Raw genomic sequence first — 15,514 nt, 5'->3', positions numbered from 1 at the left:
TCATGGCAGGACATTCACATTGGGCAGGTATTAAACATAAAAAAGGAAAAGCTGATAAACAAAGATCAAAAATATTTTCAAAACTCTCAAAAGAAATTACTGTAGCAGCTAAACTTGGAGATAAAGATCCAGCAATGAATCCAAGACTAAGATCAGCAATTCAAGCTGCAAGGTCTGCTAACATGCCTAAAGATAATATAGAGAGAGCAATTGATAAATCTTCAGTCAATACAGCTTCAAATTTTGAAGACCTTAGATATGAGGGATTTGGGCCTGAAAGAGTTGCTGTAATAGTTGAGACATTAACTGATAATAAAAATAGAACAGCGTCTAATATAAGAACAATTTTTCAAAAAGCCGGAGGTAGCCTTGGTACTCAAGGATCAGCATCACATAATTTTAATCAGATGGGAGTAATTAAAATTGATAAAAAAGAAATTTCAGAGGAAGAAATACTTGAGTTAGCAATAGAAGCTGGAGCAGATGAGTGTATAACAAAAGAAAATATTCATGAAATACAGTGCCCAATGAATGAAATTTACAATGTTAAAAAAAATTTAGAAAAAAAAATAATGAATTTCATTTCAACAGAAATTGAATGGGTACCTCTTAATAATGTTAAAGTTGTAGGCGAACAAAAAGAAAAACTTATTGAATTTTTTGAAGCACTAGATGATGACGACGATGTTCAAAATATTTTTTCAAATGCAGATTTAGGAGAATAACTAATGCTAATAATCGGAATAGATCCAGGTATATCAGGATCAATTTGTTTTCTTAAAGACGGAAGAATTTTAGATGTAGTCGAAATGCCAACTATGACAGAAGGAAAAAAAAATAAAAAACAAGTTAACGGATCTCAGATTTATAATGAGATAAAACATAGAACAGAAAAAATAGATAAAAACGATATCAAAGTCGTAATTGAACAGGTTTCAGCTATGCCTGGTCAAGGAGTTACCAGCATGTTTAATTTTGGACAATCATTTGGAATATTAAAAGGAATATGTTCGGCTATGCAACTTCCCATGTATTTTGTAAGACCCGCAAAGTGGAAAAAATATTTTAATTTAATTAATTCAGAAAAAGATGCCAGCAGAACAAAGGCTATTGAGATATTTCCCTATTTTTCATCTAATTTAGCAAAAAAAAAAGATTCAAATAAGGCTGATGCGATATTAATTGCCAGCTTTTTTTTTGAGACATTTAGAAATGATGAATAGTCAAAGTTTTTAGAACAAATTGATGACACATTTCAGTGTGAATAGTTTTGAATGGAAGCAGATATATCATCTCAAGCAGTAGGCTTAGCATCTAGTGCAGATTTCTCTTTAATAAACTTATTTTTAAAAGCAGATATAATTGTAAAAACAGTAATTATCTCTTTGATTGCTTGCTCAATTTATTCTTGGGCGATCATTTTTGATAAAATAAAGATGTTTAAAAAAATAAATCTTTCTTCAGAAGAATTCGAAGAAAAGTTTTGGAGATCAAAATCTGCAGAAACTTTCTATAATAGTCTTCCTTCTGATGTTGAGGATCCCATGGCGGCTTTATTTAAAGAATCTATGCAAGGTTTACTTAAATCTAAATCAAAAACAAATTTAGTAGAAAAAATGGGTAGAATTTTAGAAGTTGGAATTGAAAAACAAATTTCTAAAATTGAAAAAGGTTTTACTTTTTTGGCAACAGTTGGATCAACAGCTCCTTTCATAGGTTTATTTGGAACTGTATGGGGGATCATGAATTCTTTTCAATCCATAGCAATATCCAGAAATACCAGTCTTGCAATTGTTGCACCTGGAATAGCAGAAGCGTTATTTGCAACAGCGCTTGGATTACTAGCAGCAATACCTGCAGTTGTTGCTTATAATAGATTTAATAATGATAGTAGAAAATACTCTCAAAAATTAGAAAGTTTCTCAAAAAGATTTCTATCAATTATTTAGTTTACCAAATGGCTTTTAAATTTAATCGTTCATCAAAAGAACCAATGAGTGAGATTAATGTAACACCATTTGTAGATGTGATGTTAGTTTTATTAATTATTTTTATGGTTACAGCTCCCCTATTAACTGTTGGTGTTCAGGTTGATTTGCCAGAGAGTTCTGCAGACTCATTACCAGAAGAACAAGAGCCACTAACTTTGACTATAAATTCGAAAGGAGAAATTTTTATTCAAGAGTCTAAAGTTGAGTATGAGAAGATAATAGCTAAAGTTCTGGCTGTTTCTAAAAATAGAACAGATACTCGTATTTATGTTAGAGGTGACAAAACAATAAATTATGGAAGAGTTTTAGAAATCATGGGACTTCTTTCAGGATCCGGTTTCACTAAAGTAGCGTTGATTTCAGAGCCTTATAAAGAGAGGTAATAATTTAATGAATAGAAGCATAATCTTATCTTCTGTTTTTCATTTATTCATAATAATTTTAACAGCAATTAGTCTTCCGTTTTTATCTAAAAAAGCAATTGATTTACCCCCAATAGTTTCTGTTGAATTAATTCAAATCACAGAGAAAACTAATATACCTTTTGCTCCAAAAGCTAAGAAAATTATTGAGAAAGTTAAGGAAAAAGAGAAGAAATTAGTTTCTGAGCAAGCCCCTCCCAAGAAAGTTAAGAAGAAAAAACCAGATTCTGTTCCAATGCCAGAAGAAAATGTAAAAAAGGTTGAGAAAGTAAAAGATGATACTCAAAATCCAGAGAAAGTTGATAATGAAGTAAAACAAGTATCTGAGTTTGAAAAAGAAGAATTATTTGATCCTAATAATATTGCTGCATTAATAGATAAATCTAAAGAGGAAACAGCTTTAGAGGTAAATAAGACAGACCAAGTTACTCAAGATCAGGTTAAAAATTTTGAAAATACAGGACTTACTTTAAGTGAAGAAGACGCATTAAAAGCGCAGATTTTTGGTTGTTGGAGTATTCCACTTGGTTTACCTTATAATGAAAATTTATTAGTGAGAATTAAACTTGAATTAAAACCTGATGGATCTGTTAGCAAATCTGAAATTTTAGATCATGCTAGAATGAATAGGCCTGGACAGGGATTTTATAAAGTTTTAGCTGAAAGTGCACTTAGAGCTGTTAAATTGTGTCAACCTTTAAGAGTACCAACAACTGGTTATGAAAGATGGAAAGAGCTACAATTAAATTTTGATGCAAGGGAAATGTTAGAAGGTTAATTATGAAAAACTTAAAGTTTATCTTATTGTCAATTTCAATACTATTACTAACAATAATAAAATCTTACAGTTTAATTGAAGTAGATATTACAAGAGGAAATCTAAACCCACTTCCTTTAGCAGTATCTCCATTATCAATAGATGATGAATCAAAAAAACGTTTCGAAAAACTACTTAAGAAAAAAAATATTGGTGATGAGATCTCTATAATTGTTGAGAACAATTTAAGAACCTCAGGACTGTTTAATCCACTTAATAAAGATGCTTTTTTACAAGCTCCTGATATTGCAAACTTAAAACCTAGATTTGAAGATTGGAATTTAATTAAAGCCCAAGCATTAATTACAGGTAAAGTGACTAATGTTGAGGACAAATTAAGAGTAGAATTTAGATTATGGGATGTATTAGCTGGTAAAGAAATGTTGGCTCTTGCTTTTACAACTGTTCCAACTAACTGGAGAAGGGTTGGTCATATAATTTCTGATAAAGTATATGAAAGATTGACTGGTGAAAAAGGATATTTTGATACAAGAATTATTTATGTAGCTGAGGAAGGACCAAAAACTAATAGAATAAAAAAACTAGCTATAATGGATCAAGATGGTGCAAATAATAAATTTTTAACTCTAGGTAATGAATTGGTTTTAACACCAAGATTTAATCCAACTAGCCAAATGGTAACATATCTATCTTATTTTAGAAATTTACCTCGAGTTTATCTTTTAGATATTGAAACTGGCATGCAAGAGGTTGTGGGAGATTTTCCAGGTATGACTTTTGCACCACGTTTTTCTCCTGATGGAAAAAAAATTATTATGAGTTTTGCTAAGGATGGAAATTCTGATATTTATACAATGGATCTTGAAAATAGAATTGTAGAAAAAATTACCAATCATCCTTCTATAGACACCTCACCATCATATTCACCTGATGGAAAGTTTATTTGTTTTAATTCTGATAGAAGTGGTTATCAGCAAATATATGTCATGAGAGCTGACGGCAGTAATGTTAAGAGAATTTCTTTTGGAAATGGAATTTATGGAACACCTGTTTGGTCTCCTAGGGGTGACTTAATAGCATTTACAAAACTACATAAAGGTAAATTTTATATTGGTGTGATGAGGACAGATGGAACTGGCGAAAGACTGCTAACGGAAAATTTTTATCAAGAGGCTCCCTCGTGGTCTCCAAATGGAAGAGTTTTAATTTTTTATAGAGAAACAAAAACAGATGCTAATGGAGAGGGATTTTCGGCTAAATTATGGTCTATTGATCTAACAGGTTATAATGAGAGAATGGTAAAAACACCATCAGATGGTTCTGACCCATCATGGTCATCATTATTAACTAATTAATCCTAAAACACTTGATTTTTAAGCTTGAAACGTCTAGTTAGGTGTGAAATTATAATATTTAGAAATATTGATTAAGGAGCAATAATGAAATTAAACAAAATTTTAAAAAATACGCTTTTAATTCTGTTAGCTTGTTTTGCACTAAGTGCTTGTGCAACAAAAAAAGTTACAACAGGACAAATGCAGAGTGATGTTTACACAGGAACAGATACAGTTGAATATTTAGCATCAGGTGTTCCAGATAGAGTTTTCTTTGCAACGAATGAATCAGTTTTAACGACTGCTTCAAGAGAGACTTTAAGAAAACAAGCTGCATGGTTAAGAAAAAATTCAGATGTAACAGTAGTACTTGAAGGTCATGCTGACGAAAGAGGTACAAGAGAATATAACTTAGCGTTAGGAGAAAGAAGAGCAAATGCTGCTAAAGATTACCTAATGACCTATGGTATTTCTTCTGACAGAATCTCTGTTCTAAGTTATGGTAAAGAGAGACCAGTTGATTCAGGATCTAACCCACTAGCCTGGTCAAAAAATAGAAGAGCCGTTACGGTTAAAGCAAATTAATAAATATTTCTAAAAATTTTAAGACCCCTTACACCAAGTTAGGTTAAGGGGTCTTTTTTTTGCCATCATTATAAACATAACTAAATGTAATGAGACTTAAAAAGTTATTTTTAATTAATTCATTAATCTTATTAAATTTTTTTGGGGCGCAAAGTTTATTAGCTGATAACCATAATATTTACGAAACACTAGAATTAATTCAAAAAGATATAAAGACATTAGAAAAAGCAGTTTATTCAGGTTCAATAGAACTTAATAATAACATATCAACTTCGTCAAATTTTGAAAATAACTCAGAAGATGTTTTAACTAGACATTTATTAAAACTTTCAGAGATCGAAAATCAATTTCAACAGCTTACAAATAAGTTTGAAGAAATAAATTTTAAACTTGATAAATTATCTAATAGATTATCAAAAGTTCAAGCAGACAATCAAATTAGATTTCAAGATATAGAAACGGCTATGAATTCTGGTGAGGGAATAAAAACTATTACAAAAAATACAGCGCAGGAAAATATTTTACCTGGTTCGTCAACACCACAAGATTTAGGTTCCATATCATATAAAGATACAGCCTCAAATGAAACATCTCAAAAAATTGAGTCAGTCGAAACGACTGCTTCTATAGTTACTGAAACTTTTCAGGCAGAGGAAAAAATTTTGCCCAATGAATCTCCAGCTAAGCAATATGAATTTGCAACTAGTTTCTTAAAAGTTGGGGATTATCCAACAGCAGAAAGAGCCTTTAGAGAATTTGTTGTATCTAATCCAGAGCATCAGTTAGCTGGTAACGCTCAATATTGGTATGCTGAAACTTTTAGAATTAGACAATTATATACAGATGCGGCAGCAGCTTATTTAGAGGGATATCAAAAATATCCACAGGGTGAAAAAGCTCCAGTAAATTTACTTAAACTAGGAGTTTCGATGGTGCAAATTGGAGAAAAGGATCAAGGATGTAAAATGATTAATGGTGTTGAAAAACAATATCCAAAAGCAAATCAATCTGTTATCCAAAAAGCTAAATATGAGTCTCAAAAATTTGAATGTAACCAAAACTCATAACTTAGCATTAAAATTATCTAACAAAAAAATAAAAGATTTATTTAAAAAATTTGAAAAAAATTTTCAAATTAAAGAAAATTTTGCTGTAGCCATATCAGGAGGTCCAGATAGTCTTGCTTTAGCTTTTCTTACTAAGATTTTTGCACTTAAATATAATTTAATCTGTAAATATTTTATTGTTGATCACAGGTTAAGAAGGGAATCGGAATTAGAAGCCAAAAAAGTAAAAAAAATTTTACGAAATTTTGCTATTAATCTTGAAATACTTACCTGGAGAGGAAAAAAACCTTCGAGCAATATTCAATCTTTAGCAAGAAAAAAAAGGTATAAATTATTATTTTCAGAATGCAAAAGTTCAAAAATTTCAAATTTGATTTTGGGACATCATTCAGAAGATTTGATTGAAAACTTTTTTATAAGAATGATAAGAGGTAGCGGCTTAAGAGGATTAGTTTCTCTTGAAAAAAAAACAACCATTAATGAGATAACCTTAATCAGACCACTGCTTGAATTTGAAAAAAAACAATTGGAATATATTTCAAATCATGTTTTTAATTTTTTTGTTAAAGATCCATCAAATGAAAACATTAATTTTACAAGAATAAAAGTCAGAAAAATAATTGAAAAGTTTAAAAATAATGGTCTCCAAAATGATAAATTATCTTTGACCTTAAAAAATTTGAAAAGTTCAGATCAAGTTATTAAATTTTATACTGAGCAAAATAAGAAACAAAATTCGTATTTTGATAAAAAAAATAAAAGATTAATTTTAAATGAAGCATTCTTTAAAACTCCTTATGAGGTGGTTTTTAGATCTTTTTCAGATTCTTTAAAAAATATAGGAGGAAATTATTTTTCTCCTAGAGGAAAGAAAATCGATTATATTCTTCAATTAATTCAAATGGGGGCTTTTAAAAAGGAAACTTTGGCAAATTGCATTATTAAAAAGGTAAATCAGACTGTAATAATTGCTAAAGAATACTAATATTCACTCTTGTTTAATTTAGAATAATTCTTATTTTAAACGCATGAATTTAAAAAATTTAGCTATGTGGGCTATAATAGTTTTTTTGACTATTGGACTTTATAACATGTTCAAAAATCCTCAGTCCAATATTAGAGGTGGGAATCAAATTATATTTTCAGAATTCTTAACATCAGTTGATAATGGAGAAATTTTAAAAGTAGAAATTCAAGGTAATAATATAAAAGGTGTATATTCAAATGGAAATAGTTTTTCTACATATGCTCCAAATGATCCAAATTTGATTGAAAAATTATCAGATAAAGGCGTGAGTATTTCCGCTGCTCCTATTGAAGAAAAAATGCCTTCATTATTTGGTGTACTTTTATCGTGGTTTCCAATGTTATTACTAATTGCTGTTTGGATTTTTTTCATGCGTCAAATGCAAGGTGGTAAAGGTGGTGCAATGGGTTTTGGTAGATCCAAAGCTAAAATGATGAATGAATTAAAAGGTAAAGTAACTTTTAATGATGTTGCAGGAGTAGAAGAGGCAAAAGAAGAAGTCGAGGAAATTGTTGAGTTTTTAAAAGACCCTAAAAAATTTAGCAGACTTGGTGGAAAAATTCCTAGAGGTGCATTGCTAGTGGGTCCTCCAGGTACAGGTAAAACATTATTAGCTAGAGCAATTGCTGGTGAGGCAGGTGTACCTTTCTTTACTATTTCTGGATCTGACTTTGTTGAAATGTTTGTTGGTGTAGGAGCATCAAGAGTTAGAGATATGTTTGAACAAGGAAAGAAAAATTCTCCTTGTATAATTTTTATAGATGAAATTGATGCAGTAGGAAGAAGTAGAGGAGCCGGTTTGGGAGGTGGTAATGATGAAAGAGAACAAACATTAAATCAGCTGTTAGTTGAAATGGATGGATTTGACACTAACGAGGGTGTAATTATCATTGCAGCAACAAATAGACCCGATGTTCTCGATCCTGCTTTATTAAGACCAGGAAGATTTGATAGACAAGTAGTTGTCTCAAACCCAGATATTATAGGAAGAGAAAAAATATTAAAAGTGCATGTAAAAAAAATAAAGATGGCACCAGATGTGAATTTAAGAACTATCGCAAGAGGTACTCCAGGATTTTCAGGTGCTGATTTAGCCAATTTAGTAAATGAAGCTGCATTATTAGCAGCTAGAAAAAATAAAAGAATAGTTACATTGAACGAGTTTGAAGAGGCAAAAGATAAAGTAATGATGGGATCTGAGAGAAGATCTATGGTTATGACAGAGGAAGAAAAAACTCTGACAGCTTATCATGAAGCTGGCCATGCAATAGTAACGATAAATGAGAGTGCAGCTTACCCTATACATAAAGCTACAATTATTCCAAGAGGAAGAGCGTTAGGTATGGTGATGCAATTACCTGAAAGAGATGAGCTTTCACAAACAAGAGAACAGCTACATGCTCAATTAGCTATAGCAATGGGTGGAAGAGTGGCTGAGGAAATAATTTTTGGAGATGATAAAGTGACAACTGGAGCTGCAAGCGACATAGAACAAGCAACAAGAAGGGCGCGAGCAATGGTTATGAAAGCAGGTTTAAGTAAAGAACTTGGCCCTGTTGCTTATGGAGAAAACGAGGAAGAAGTTTTTCTTGGAAGGTCTGTTGCAAAACAACAAAATATGTCTGAAGAAACCGCTAGAAAAGTGGATTCTGAAATTAGAAAAATTGTTGATAAAGGCTATGAGAGAGCAAGAAAAGTATTAACAGAAAAAATTGATGACCTTCATAAACTCGCAAAAGCGCTTTTAACCTATGAGACTCTTTCTGGTGAGGAAATTGAGAATTTGATTAACAAGAATATATATCCTGCTGATAAGCAAGATTTAAAAGTTGAAGATGAAAAAGGTTCTGCTTTGAGTGCAATGGGTCTTAAGCCTAAAATTGTTCATTAAAATTTTATGACTAGATATTACACAAGAGCGTGTAATTTCTATTATGGTAAAAATTCAAAAAATAAAATCAAATTAAAAAAAGCTTTACCATTAAACAATAGAGCAGACATCTCTTTTGATCATATTGAAATCATATCAAGAAAAAAAGTAAAGAAGATAACAATTAGTCAAATTAATAAATTACCAAAAAAAATAAAATTAAAAGTTAAAAAAGATCTTTTAACAATAACAAGAAAAATCAAAAATTTTGAGAATTTAGATTTCAATAAAACTCATCTAATGGGAGTTTTAAATATTACCCCTGATAGTTTTTCTGATGGTGGAAAATATATAAGCGCTGCGAAAGCAAATAAACAAATGTTAGAGTTATTTAAAAATGGTGCAAGTATTGTTGATATTGGTGGAGAGTCAACACGTCCCGGTTCTAAGGCGATTAGTGAAAAATTAGAATGGAGCAGAATAAATAAAGTTTTAAAAAAGATTAAAAAAAATAATCTGATTTCTATTGATACCCGTAAATCTGCAATTATGAAAAAAAGTTTATCGTTAGGAGTAAAGATCATTAATGATGTTTCTGGACTTAATTATGACCTAGAAACAATCAATGTTTTAAGAAAATCAAATGCTCCATTTGTCTTGCAGCACTCATTAGGTGATCCTGAGGTTATGCAATCAAATCCAAAATACAAAAATGTTATATTAGACATCTATGATTTTTTTGAGCAAAAGATAGAATATTTAAGAAAATCAGGAATAAAACATAATAAAATTATCCTAGATCCAGGTATAGGTTTTGGAAAAAATTTAAATCACAACCTTAAGATACTTAAAAATATTTCAATATATCATAGTTTGGGATTTCCAATATTACTTGGAATTTCTAGAAAAAGATTTATTAAGGAAATATCAAAGGAAAATGACAGTCAAAACAGATTAGGTGGAACAATAAGCTCTGGATTGTTTGCTTTGAAACAAGGTGTTCAAATATTGCGAGTGCATGATGTTAATGAGATGAGGCAGAGTTTAAAAGTATATCAAGAACTAATTGGATAAATAATAATGAAATATTTTGGTACAGACGGGATAAGAGGCAGAGTTAATAGTAAACATATTAATGGTGATATGTTTTTTAAATTTGGTTTAGCAGCTGGCAAATATTTTACAAATTTGAGGAAAAAAAAACAAACAGCAATTATTGCTAAAGACACAAGATTATCCGGATATTCATTGGAACCCGCTTTAGTTTCAGGTTTGACTTCAGCAGGCATGCATGTTTTTACAATGGGACCTTTACCTACCAATGCATTAGCGATGTTAACAAAATTTTTGAATGCAAATATGGGAATAATGATAACAGCATCACATAATCAATTTTATGATAATGGATTAAAATTGTTTGGCCCTGATGGATTAAAGTTGTCCAATAAAATTGAGAATAAAATAGAAAAATTAATTGATCAAGATATCAGAAAAAATCTAACCTTTAATAATTTGCTTGGTAGAGTTAAGCGATTAGAGACAGGCACAGATGTTTATTTAAAAATTATAAAAAAAAGAATTAATAAAAAAATCAATCTTAAAAAAATTAAAATAGTATTAGATTGCGCAAATGGAGCTGGTTACAAGGCAGCACCGAAATTATTTAAATCATTAAATGCTAAAATCATAGTTATAGGTGATAAGCCAAATGGTATTAATATAAATAAAAAATGTGGCTCAACATATCCTGAATTAATCCAGAAAAATGTAATAAAACATAAAGCAAATCTTGGAATATCCTTTGATGGAGATGCAGATAGAATAATTATGTGCGATGAGAAAGGCTCAATCATTGATGGAGATCAAATAATAGCAGCAATTGCTTTACAATGGAAAAGGAAGAAAATTTTAAAAGGAGGAGTGGTAGGAACTTTAATGTCTAACTATGGATTAGAAAAATTTTTTAAACAAAATAACATAAAGTTTATAAGAGCCAAAGTTGGAGATAAGTATGTTAAAGAACTTATGCAAAAAAATAAATTTAATTTAGGTGGCGAACAATCTGGACATATTATTCTTGGTAAATATGCCACAACTGGTGATGGTCTATTAGTTGCTATTGAGGCAGTTAAAGCATTAAATGAAAAAATAAAAGCTAGTACTTTTTTTAATGTTTTCAAAAAAACACCTCAGATTTTAGAGAATATTAAATGTAATAAAGAAAATGTTCTAAACGAACCAAAAGTAAAAAAAGCAATTAAATTTGCTAAAGAAATTATAAAAGGTCAAGGAAGAATTTTAGTGCGAAAATCAGGAACTGAACCTGTAATCAGAGTAATGGGTGAAAGTGAAAATATTAATCTTTTAAAAACATCTATAAAAATAATAACTAATAAGTTGATATAATTGAAAATAAAATCAAAAATTTTAATAATAGCAGGTTCTGACTCATCAGGTGGTGCTGGTATTCAGGCAGATATAAAAACTGCAACTTGCTTAGGTTCTTATGCAATGACAGCGATAACAGCTGTGACAGTGCAAAATACCAAAGGCGTAAAGTCAGTAGTACCTTTACCGCCTCAAGAAATATATGATCAAATTATTCATACAGGAAAAGATATTAGACCAGATGCTATAAAAATTGGTATGCTACACTCACCTGAAGTTATTAAAAAAGTTATTCTTTCATTAAAAAAATTAAAAATAAAAAATATTATTTTAGATCCAGTGATGGTTGCTAAAGGTGGTGCTAAACTAATCAGTGATGATGCTATTCAATTGATGAAAAAAAAACTTTTAAGAGAAGTTTCTTTGATTACACCAAATATTCCAGAAGCTGAAATTCTAACAGGTGTAAAAATAAATTCTAAAGAGGATATGATATTTGCAGCTCATAAATTGATTCAAGCCGGTGCATCAAATATTCTAATTAAAGGTGGTCATTTAGAGGCTAAAAAAGTTCATGATATTTTTGTAAATAAAGAAGAGATTGAAATATTTAATAGTAAGAGAATAAAAACTTTTAACACTCATGGTACTGGTTGTACTTTGTCAACAGCAATCACTTCATTTTTCTCATGTGGAAAAGCTCTAAAGAAATCTTGTGAGCTTGGAATTAAATATGTAAATTCTGCAATATTAACAAACCCAAAAATTGGAAAAGGTAATGGTCCAATAAACCACCTAAATTCAATTGAGTTAAATAGATTTTATAAGTAATGAAAAATATTGTAGTTGTTGGTTCACAGTGGGGAGATGAAGGTAAGGGAAAAATAGTCGATTGGTTATCAGAACAAGCTGATGTAGTAATAAGGTTCCAAGGTGGCCATAATGCTGGCCATACTCTTGTAATTGATGGAGTGACATATAAGCTTCGACTTTTACCTTCAGGCATCGTTAGAAAAAACAAAACATCAGTTATTGGTAATGGAGTGGTTATTGATCCATGGGCTCTTTTGGATGAAATAGAAGAGATTAAGCAAAAAGGTGTAGATGTAAGTCCAGAAAACTTAATGATATCTGAAGCAGCAAATTTAATTTTGCCATTCCATAGAGAGATGGATGAAATAAGAGAAGATGCTGCTGGAAAAAGTAAAATTGGAACCACTAGAAGAGGAATTGGTCCTGCTTATGAGGACAAAGTGGGTAGACGCTCAATCCGAGTTATGGATTTAAGATCTGAAAAAAATTTAGATCAGAGGCTAGAAACAGTTTTATTGCACCATAATGCAATCAGAAAAGGTTTAGGAAAAAAAATTTTTGAAAAAGATCAATTAAAAAAAGATTTATTAAAAATAGCTCCAGAAATACTAAAATTTTCTCAACCAGTATGGTTAAAGATTGATCAATTTAAAAAACAAAAGAAAAGAATTTTATTTGAGGGTGCTCAAGGTATCTTGCTTGATGTAGATCATGGCACTTATCCGTTTGTTACATCTTCAAACACTGTAGCTTCGAGTGCTGCTACTGGTACTGGTTGTGGGCCAAACTCAATTAATTATGTTCTTGGTATAACAAAAGCTTACACAACCAGAGTCGGAGAGGGACCATTTCCAACAGAACTATTAGATGATATAGGAGAACTACTAGGAACTAGAGGCAAAGAATTTGGTACAGTTACAAGTAGAAAAAGACGATGCGGTTGGTTTGATGGAGTTTTAGTACGACAAACTATGAAAGTTTCAGGTATTGACGGTATAGCACTTACCAAACTTGACGTATTAGATGAGTTAGATGAGATTAAAATTTGTGTAGAGTACGATTTAGATGGAAAAAAAATAGATTATTTACCTGCAGCTGTTGAAGATCAATTAAAAATTAAACCTATTTATAAAACTTTTTCAGGATGGAAAACTTCGACAAATGGAATTAAAAATATTAATGATTTACCAGATAATGCAAAAAAATATATTTTTGCAATCGAGGAATTTATTGGTGCAAAAATATCTAGCATCTCAACTAGTCCAGAGAGAGATGATACGATACTTGTTGAGAATCCTTTTGAGATTTAATTGGCTGGTAGAAGATTTTTAGATTTAGCTAATAAAAGCATGTGTTTTTGTAATTTTTCAAAAGCTTTATTTTCTATTTGTCTAACTCTTTCTCTACTTACTTTGTACTTCTTACTCAAATCTTCTAGGGTAGTTGGATTATCATTTAGTCTTCTAGAATAAAGAATTTCTCTTTCTCTTTCGTTTAAAACTTTTATTGAATTTTTAAGCAGATCTTTTCTTTGCTCCATCTCCTCTTGATGAGCAAATTTAAGGTCATGATCTAATTCTTTATCTACTAACCAGTCTTGCCATTCATCTCCATCTTCTCCAACTTGAGCATTTAAGGAAAACTCTTTACCAGAAAGCCTTCTATTCATAGAAACAACCTCATCTTTACTAACATCAAGTTTGTTGGCTATCTCATTTACATGCTCATCCCTAAGATCACCTTCAGATTGAGGGGCAATTTGATTTTTGAGCTTTTTTAAATTGAAAAATAGTTTTTTTTGAGCCGTAGTAGTTCCTATTTTAACCAAGCTCCAAGATCTCAGAATATATTCTTGTATTGAGGCTTTTATCCACCACATTGCATATGTTGCAAGCCTAAAACCTTTTTCAGGCTCAAATTTTTTAACAGCTTGCATTAATCCTACATTTCCCTCTGAAATCATCTCATTCACAGGCAAACCATATCCTTTATAACCCATCGCTATTTTAGCAACTAATCTAAGATGACTAGTTACTAGTTTTTCAGCAGCTTTAATATTTCCTGTAGTTTTCCAATTTTTGGCTAGCATATATTCTTCCTCAGCATCAAGCATTGGAAATTTTTTGATCTGATCTAAATATACAGATAATCCACCTTCATTACTTAGAATTGGTAAATTATTGTTCATTGCTACACTCATTGTCATTCTATGTAATTAATTATTTAGTTATTTCAATAATTTAGTTATTTAGTTTTCTCAGCTTTTTTATAACTATATCAAGCTCATGTGGCAAATTTGAGGTAAAAACCATCTCTTCATTTTTTTTTGGGTGATAAAAACCTAATGTTTTTGCATGCAAGAATTGTCTGTCTAGTCCTAAAAGAAGATTGTTTAGTTCTTCATCAATATTTTTAATTTTCTTGAACTTTTTTTTATACTTATCATCCCCAACTATACTATTGCCTAAATAATTCATGTGAACCCGAATTTGATGTGTTCTACCTGTTTCCAATTTACATTCTAAAAAAGTTAAAGTGGGTGTGTTTTTATTTTCAAAAATTTCTAATGTTTTGTAATTTGTAATTGCTTTTTTTCCTTTCGTAAGGCTTGTTTCCATCATTTGTCGATTTTTTGAACTTCTAGTAATAAATGTTTCAATTCTACCCGTGCTTGGTCTTAGCTTTCCCCAAATGAGTAATTGATATGATCTTAAAATTGAATGTTTATCAAATTGATTGGATAAATTTTCATGTGTAAAGTTATTTTTTGCAATGACTACTAAGCCAGAAGTATTTTTATCAATTCTGTGAACAATTCCAGGTCTAAGCTCATCTCCAATACTAGTTGATAACTCTTTATCATAATTGATTAAAGCGTTTACTATTGTATTATCATAGTTACCAGCTCCAGGATGCATTACAATACCAGCTGGTTTATTTATTACTATAAGATCATCATCTTCATAAACAATATTAAGATTATATTTAAAAGGTTTTAAAGAAGTTTTTTTAGGTTCTGGAATTTGAATAGAAATTTTATCATTAAGCATTAATTTTTTAGATGGATCTTTAATAATTTTGTTATTAATCTTTAAATTCTGATCTAAGATTAAATTTTTTATTCTAGTTCTGCTAATTTCTTTGTTGTACTTATTGATAAAAGTATCAACTCTGGTGTTTTGATCCCCTTCACATACAATTAAACTTATTTTTTTTTCCATAAAATACTATATTAATAT

At 30.3% G+C, this 15,514-nt stretch carries 16 protein-coding genes; 14 read left to right on the top strand and 2 right to left on the bottom strand.

The window, feature by feature from the left end:
- Positions 1–2 precede the first annotated feature (2 nt).
- The 14 genes from B9N70_RS04940 to B9N70_RS04875 all read left to right on the top strand — a co-directional run bounded on the left by B9N70_RS04940 (position 3) and on the right by B9N70_RS04875 (position 13,585).
- The gene (locus B9N70_RS04940; protein WP_085114694.1) at positions 3–725 is read left to right on the top strand and encodes a YebC/PmpR family DNA-binding transcriptional regulator; all 723 of its coding nucleotides are present in this window, start codon (positions 3–5) and stop codon (positions 723–725) included.
- A 3-nt stretch (positions 726–728) separates the two neighbouring features.
- Positions 729–1,223 carry a crossover junction endodeoxyribonuclease gene (locus B9N70_RS04935; RefSeq protein ID WP_085114693.1) on the top strand — a complete coding sequence of 165 codons (495 nt, stop codon included), beginning with the start codon at positions 729–731 and terminating at the stop codon, positions 1,221–1,223.
- 51 nt (positions 1,224–1,274) lie between these two features.
- The gene (tolQ, locus tag B9N70_RS04930; RefSeq protein ID WP_085114692.1) at positions 1,275–1,949 is read left to right on the top strand and encodes a protein TolQ; all 675 of its coding nucleotides are present in this window, start codon (positions 1,275–1,277) and stop codon (positions 1,947–1,949) included.
- 8 nt (positions 1,950–1,957) lie between these two features.
- Positions 1,958–2,374 (top strand): protein TolR, encoded by a 417-nt coding sequence (gene tolR / locus B9N70_RS04925; protein WP_085114691.1) that lies wholly within the window; start codon positions 1,958–1,960, stop codon positions 2,372–2,374.
- A 7-nt stretch (positions 2,375–2,381) separates the two neighbouring features.
- Complete coding sequence (locus B9N70_RS04920) at positions 2,382–3,191, top strand: cell envelope biogenesis protein TolA (RefSeq protein ID WP_085114690.1); 810 nt, start codon at positions 2,382–2,384, stop codon at positions 3,189–3,191.
- Positions 3,192–3,193: 2 nt separating this feature from the next.
- Entirely contained in the window at positions 3,194–4,546 is a 1,353-nt protein-coding gene (tolB, locus tag B9N70_RS04915) for a Tol-Pal system beta propeller repeat protein TolB (protein ID WP_085114689.1), read from the top strand.
- Positions 4,547–4,630: 84 nt separating this feature from the next.
- Entirely contained in the window at positions 4,631–5,110 is a 480-nt protein-coding gene (gene pal / locus B9N70_RS04910) for a peptidoglycan-associated lipoprotein Pal (protein WP_085114688.1), read from the top strand.
- An 89-nt stretch (positions 5,111–5,199) separates the two neighbouring features.
- Complete coding sequence (gene ybgF, locus B9N70_RS04905; RefSeq protein ID WP_085114687.1) at positions 5,200–6,177, top strand: tol-pal system protein YbgF; 978 nt, start codon at positions 5,200–5,202, stop codon at positions 6,175–6,177.
- On the top strand, positions 6,140–7,162 hold the full coding sequence (gene tilS / locus B9N70_RS04900) for a tRNA lysidine(34) synthetase TilS (protein WP_085114686.1): 1,023 nt from the start codon (positions 6,140–6,142) through the stop codon (positions 7,160–7,162). The genes ybgF and tilS overlap by 38 nt, the downstream gene beginning before the upstream one ends.
- 43 nt (positions 7,163–7,205) lie before the next feature.
- The gene (ftsH, locus tag B9N70_RS04895; protein ID WP_085114685.1) at positions 7,206–9,095 is read left to right on the top strand and encodes an ATP-dependent zinc metalloprotease FtsH; all 1,890 of its coding nucleotides are present in this window, start codon (positions 7,206–7,208) and stop codon (positions 9,093–9,095) included.
- A gap of 6 nt (positions 9,096–9,101) precedes the next feature.
- A complete protein-coding gene (folP, locus tag B9N70_RS04890; RefSeq protein WP_085114684.1) occupies positions 9,102–10,148 on the top strand; it encodes a dihydropteroate synthase in 1,047 nt (348 codons plus the stop codon).
- 6 nt (positions 10,149–10,154) lie between these two features.
- On the top strand, positions 10,155–11,480 hold the full coding sequence (glmM, locus tag B9N70_RS04885) for a phosphoglucosamine mutase (RefSeq protein WP_085114683.1): 1,326 nt from the start codon (positions 10,155–10,157) through the stop codon (positions 11,478–11,480).
- A complete protein-coding gene (thiD, locus tag B9N70_RS04880; RefSeq protein WP_085114682.1) occupies positions 11,481–12,293 on the top strand; it encodes a bifunctional hydroxymethylpyrimidine kinase/phosphomethylpyrimidine kinase in 813 nt (270 codons plus the stop codon).
- A complete protein-coding gene (locus B9N70_RS04875; protein WP_085114681.1) occupies positions 12,293–13,585 on the top strand; it encodes an adenylosuccinate synthase in 1,293 nt (430 codons plus the stop codon). The genes thiD and B9N70_RS04875 overlap by 1 nt, the downstream gene beginning before the upstream one ends.
- Here B9N70_RS04875 and rpoH read toward each other — a convergent pair.
- Positions 13,582–14,463: an RNA polymerase sigma factor RpoH gene (rpoH, locus tag B9N70_RS04870; protein ID WP_085115133.1), complete on the bottom strand. Its 882-nt coding sequence runs from the start codon at positions 14,461–14,463 to the stop codon at positions 13,582–13,584. The two genes, B9N70_RS04875 and rpoH, sit on opposite strands and share 4 nt — an antisense overlap.
- Before the next feature lie 52 nt (positions 14,464–14,515).
- Positions 14,516–15,496 (bottom strand): RluA family pseudouridine synthase, encoded by a 981-nt coding sequence (locus B9N70_RS04865; RefSeq protein WP_085114680.1) that lies wholly within the window; start codon positions 15,494–15,496, stop codon positions 14,516–14,518.
- Between the last annotated feature and the right edge of the window lie 18 nt (positions 15,497–15,514).

The organism is Candidatus Pelagibacter sp. HIMB1321 (assembly GCF_900177485.1).
Classification (GTDB): domain Bacteria; phylum Pseudomonadota; class Alphaproteobacteria; order Pelagibacterales; family Pelagibacteraceae; genus Pelagibacter.
The sequence above is the reverse complement of the archived record's forward strand: the minus strand, read 5'-3'. Positions and strand labels throughout refer to the sequence as shown.

Bases quoted from the DNA above. Each gene is read 5' to 3' on its own strand.
- ybgF (WP_085114687.1), top strand. From the start codon at position 5,200: ATGAGACTTAAAAAGTTATTTTTAATTAATTCATTAATCTTATTAAAT.
- tolQ (WP_085114692.1), top strand. From the start codon at position 1,275: ATGGAAGCAGATATATCATCTCAAGCAGTAGGCTTAGCATCTAGTGCA.
- glmM (WP_085114683.1), top strand. From the start codon at position 10,155: ATGAAATATTTTGGTACAGACGGGATAAGAGGCAGAGTTAATAGTAAA.
- tolR (WP_085114691.1), top strand. From the start codon at position 1,958: ATGGCTTTTAAATTTAATCGTTCATCAAAAGAACCAATGAGTGAGATT.
- B9N70_RS04865 (WP_085114680.1), bottom strand. From the start codon at position 15,496: ATGGAAAAAAAAATAAGTTTAATTGTATGTGAAGGGGATCAAAACACC.
- tolB (WP_085114689.1), top strand. From the start codon at position 3,194: ATGAAAAACTTAAAGTTTATCTTATTGTCAATTTCAATACTATTACTA.
- B9N70_RS04875 (WP_085114681.1), top strand. From the start codon at position 12,293: ATGAAAAATATTGTAGTTGTTGGTTCACAGTGGGGAGATGAAGGTAAG.
- B9N70_RS04935 (WP_085114693.1), top strand. From the start codon at position 729: ATGCTAATAATCGGAATAGATCCAGGTATATCAGGATCAATTTGTTTT.
- tilS (WP_085114686.1), top strand. From the start codon at position 6,140: ATGAGTCTCAAAAATTTGAATGTAACCAAAACTCATAACTTAGCATTA.
- pal (WP_085114688.1), top strand. From the start codon at position 4,631: ATGAAATTAAACAAAATTTTAAAAAATACGCTTTTAATTCTGTTAGCT.
- B9N70_RS04940 (WP_085114694.1), top strand. From the start codon at position 3: ATGGCAGGACATTCACATTGGGCAGGTATTAAACATAAAAAAGGAAAA.
- rpoH (WP_085115133.1), bottom strand. From the start codon at position 14,463: ATGAACAATAATTTACCAATTCTAAGTAATGAAGGTGGATTATCTGTA.
- folP (WP_085114684.1), top strand. From the start codon at position 9,102: ATGACTAGATATTACACAAGAGCGTGTAATTTCTATTATGGTAAAAAT.
- B9N70_RS04920 (WP_085114690.1), top strand. From the start codon at position 2,382: ATGAATAGAAGCATAATCTTATCTTCTGTTTTTCATTTATTCATAATA.
- ftsH (WP_085114685.1), top strand. From the start codon at position 7,206: ATGAATTTAAAAAATTTAGCTATGTGGGCTATAATAGTTTTTTTGACT.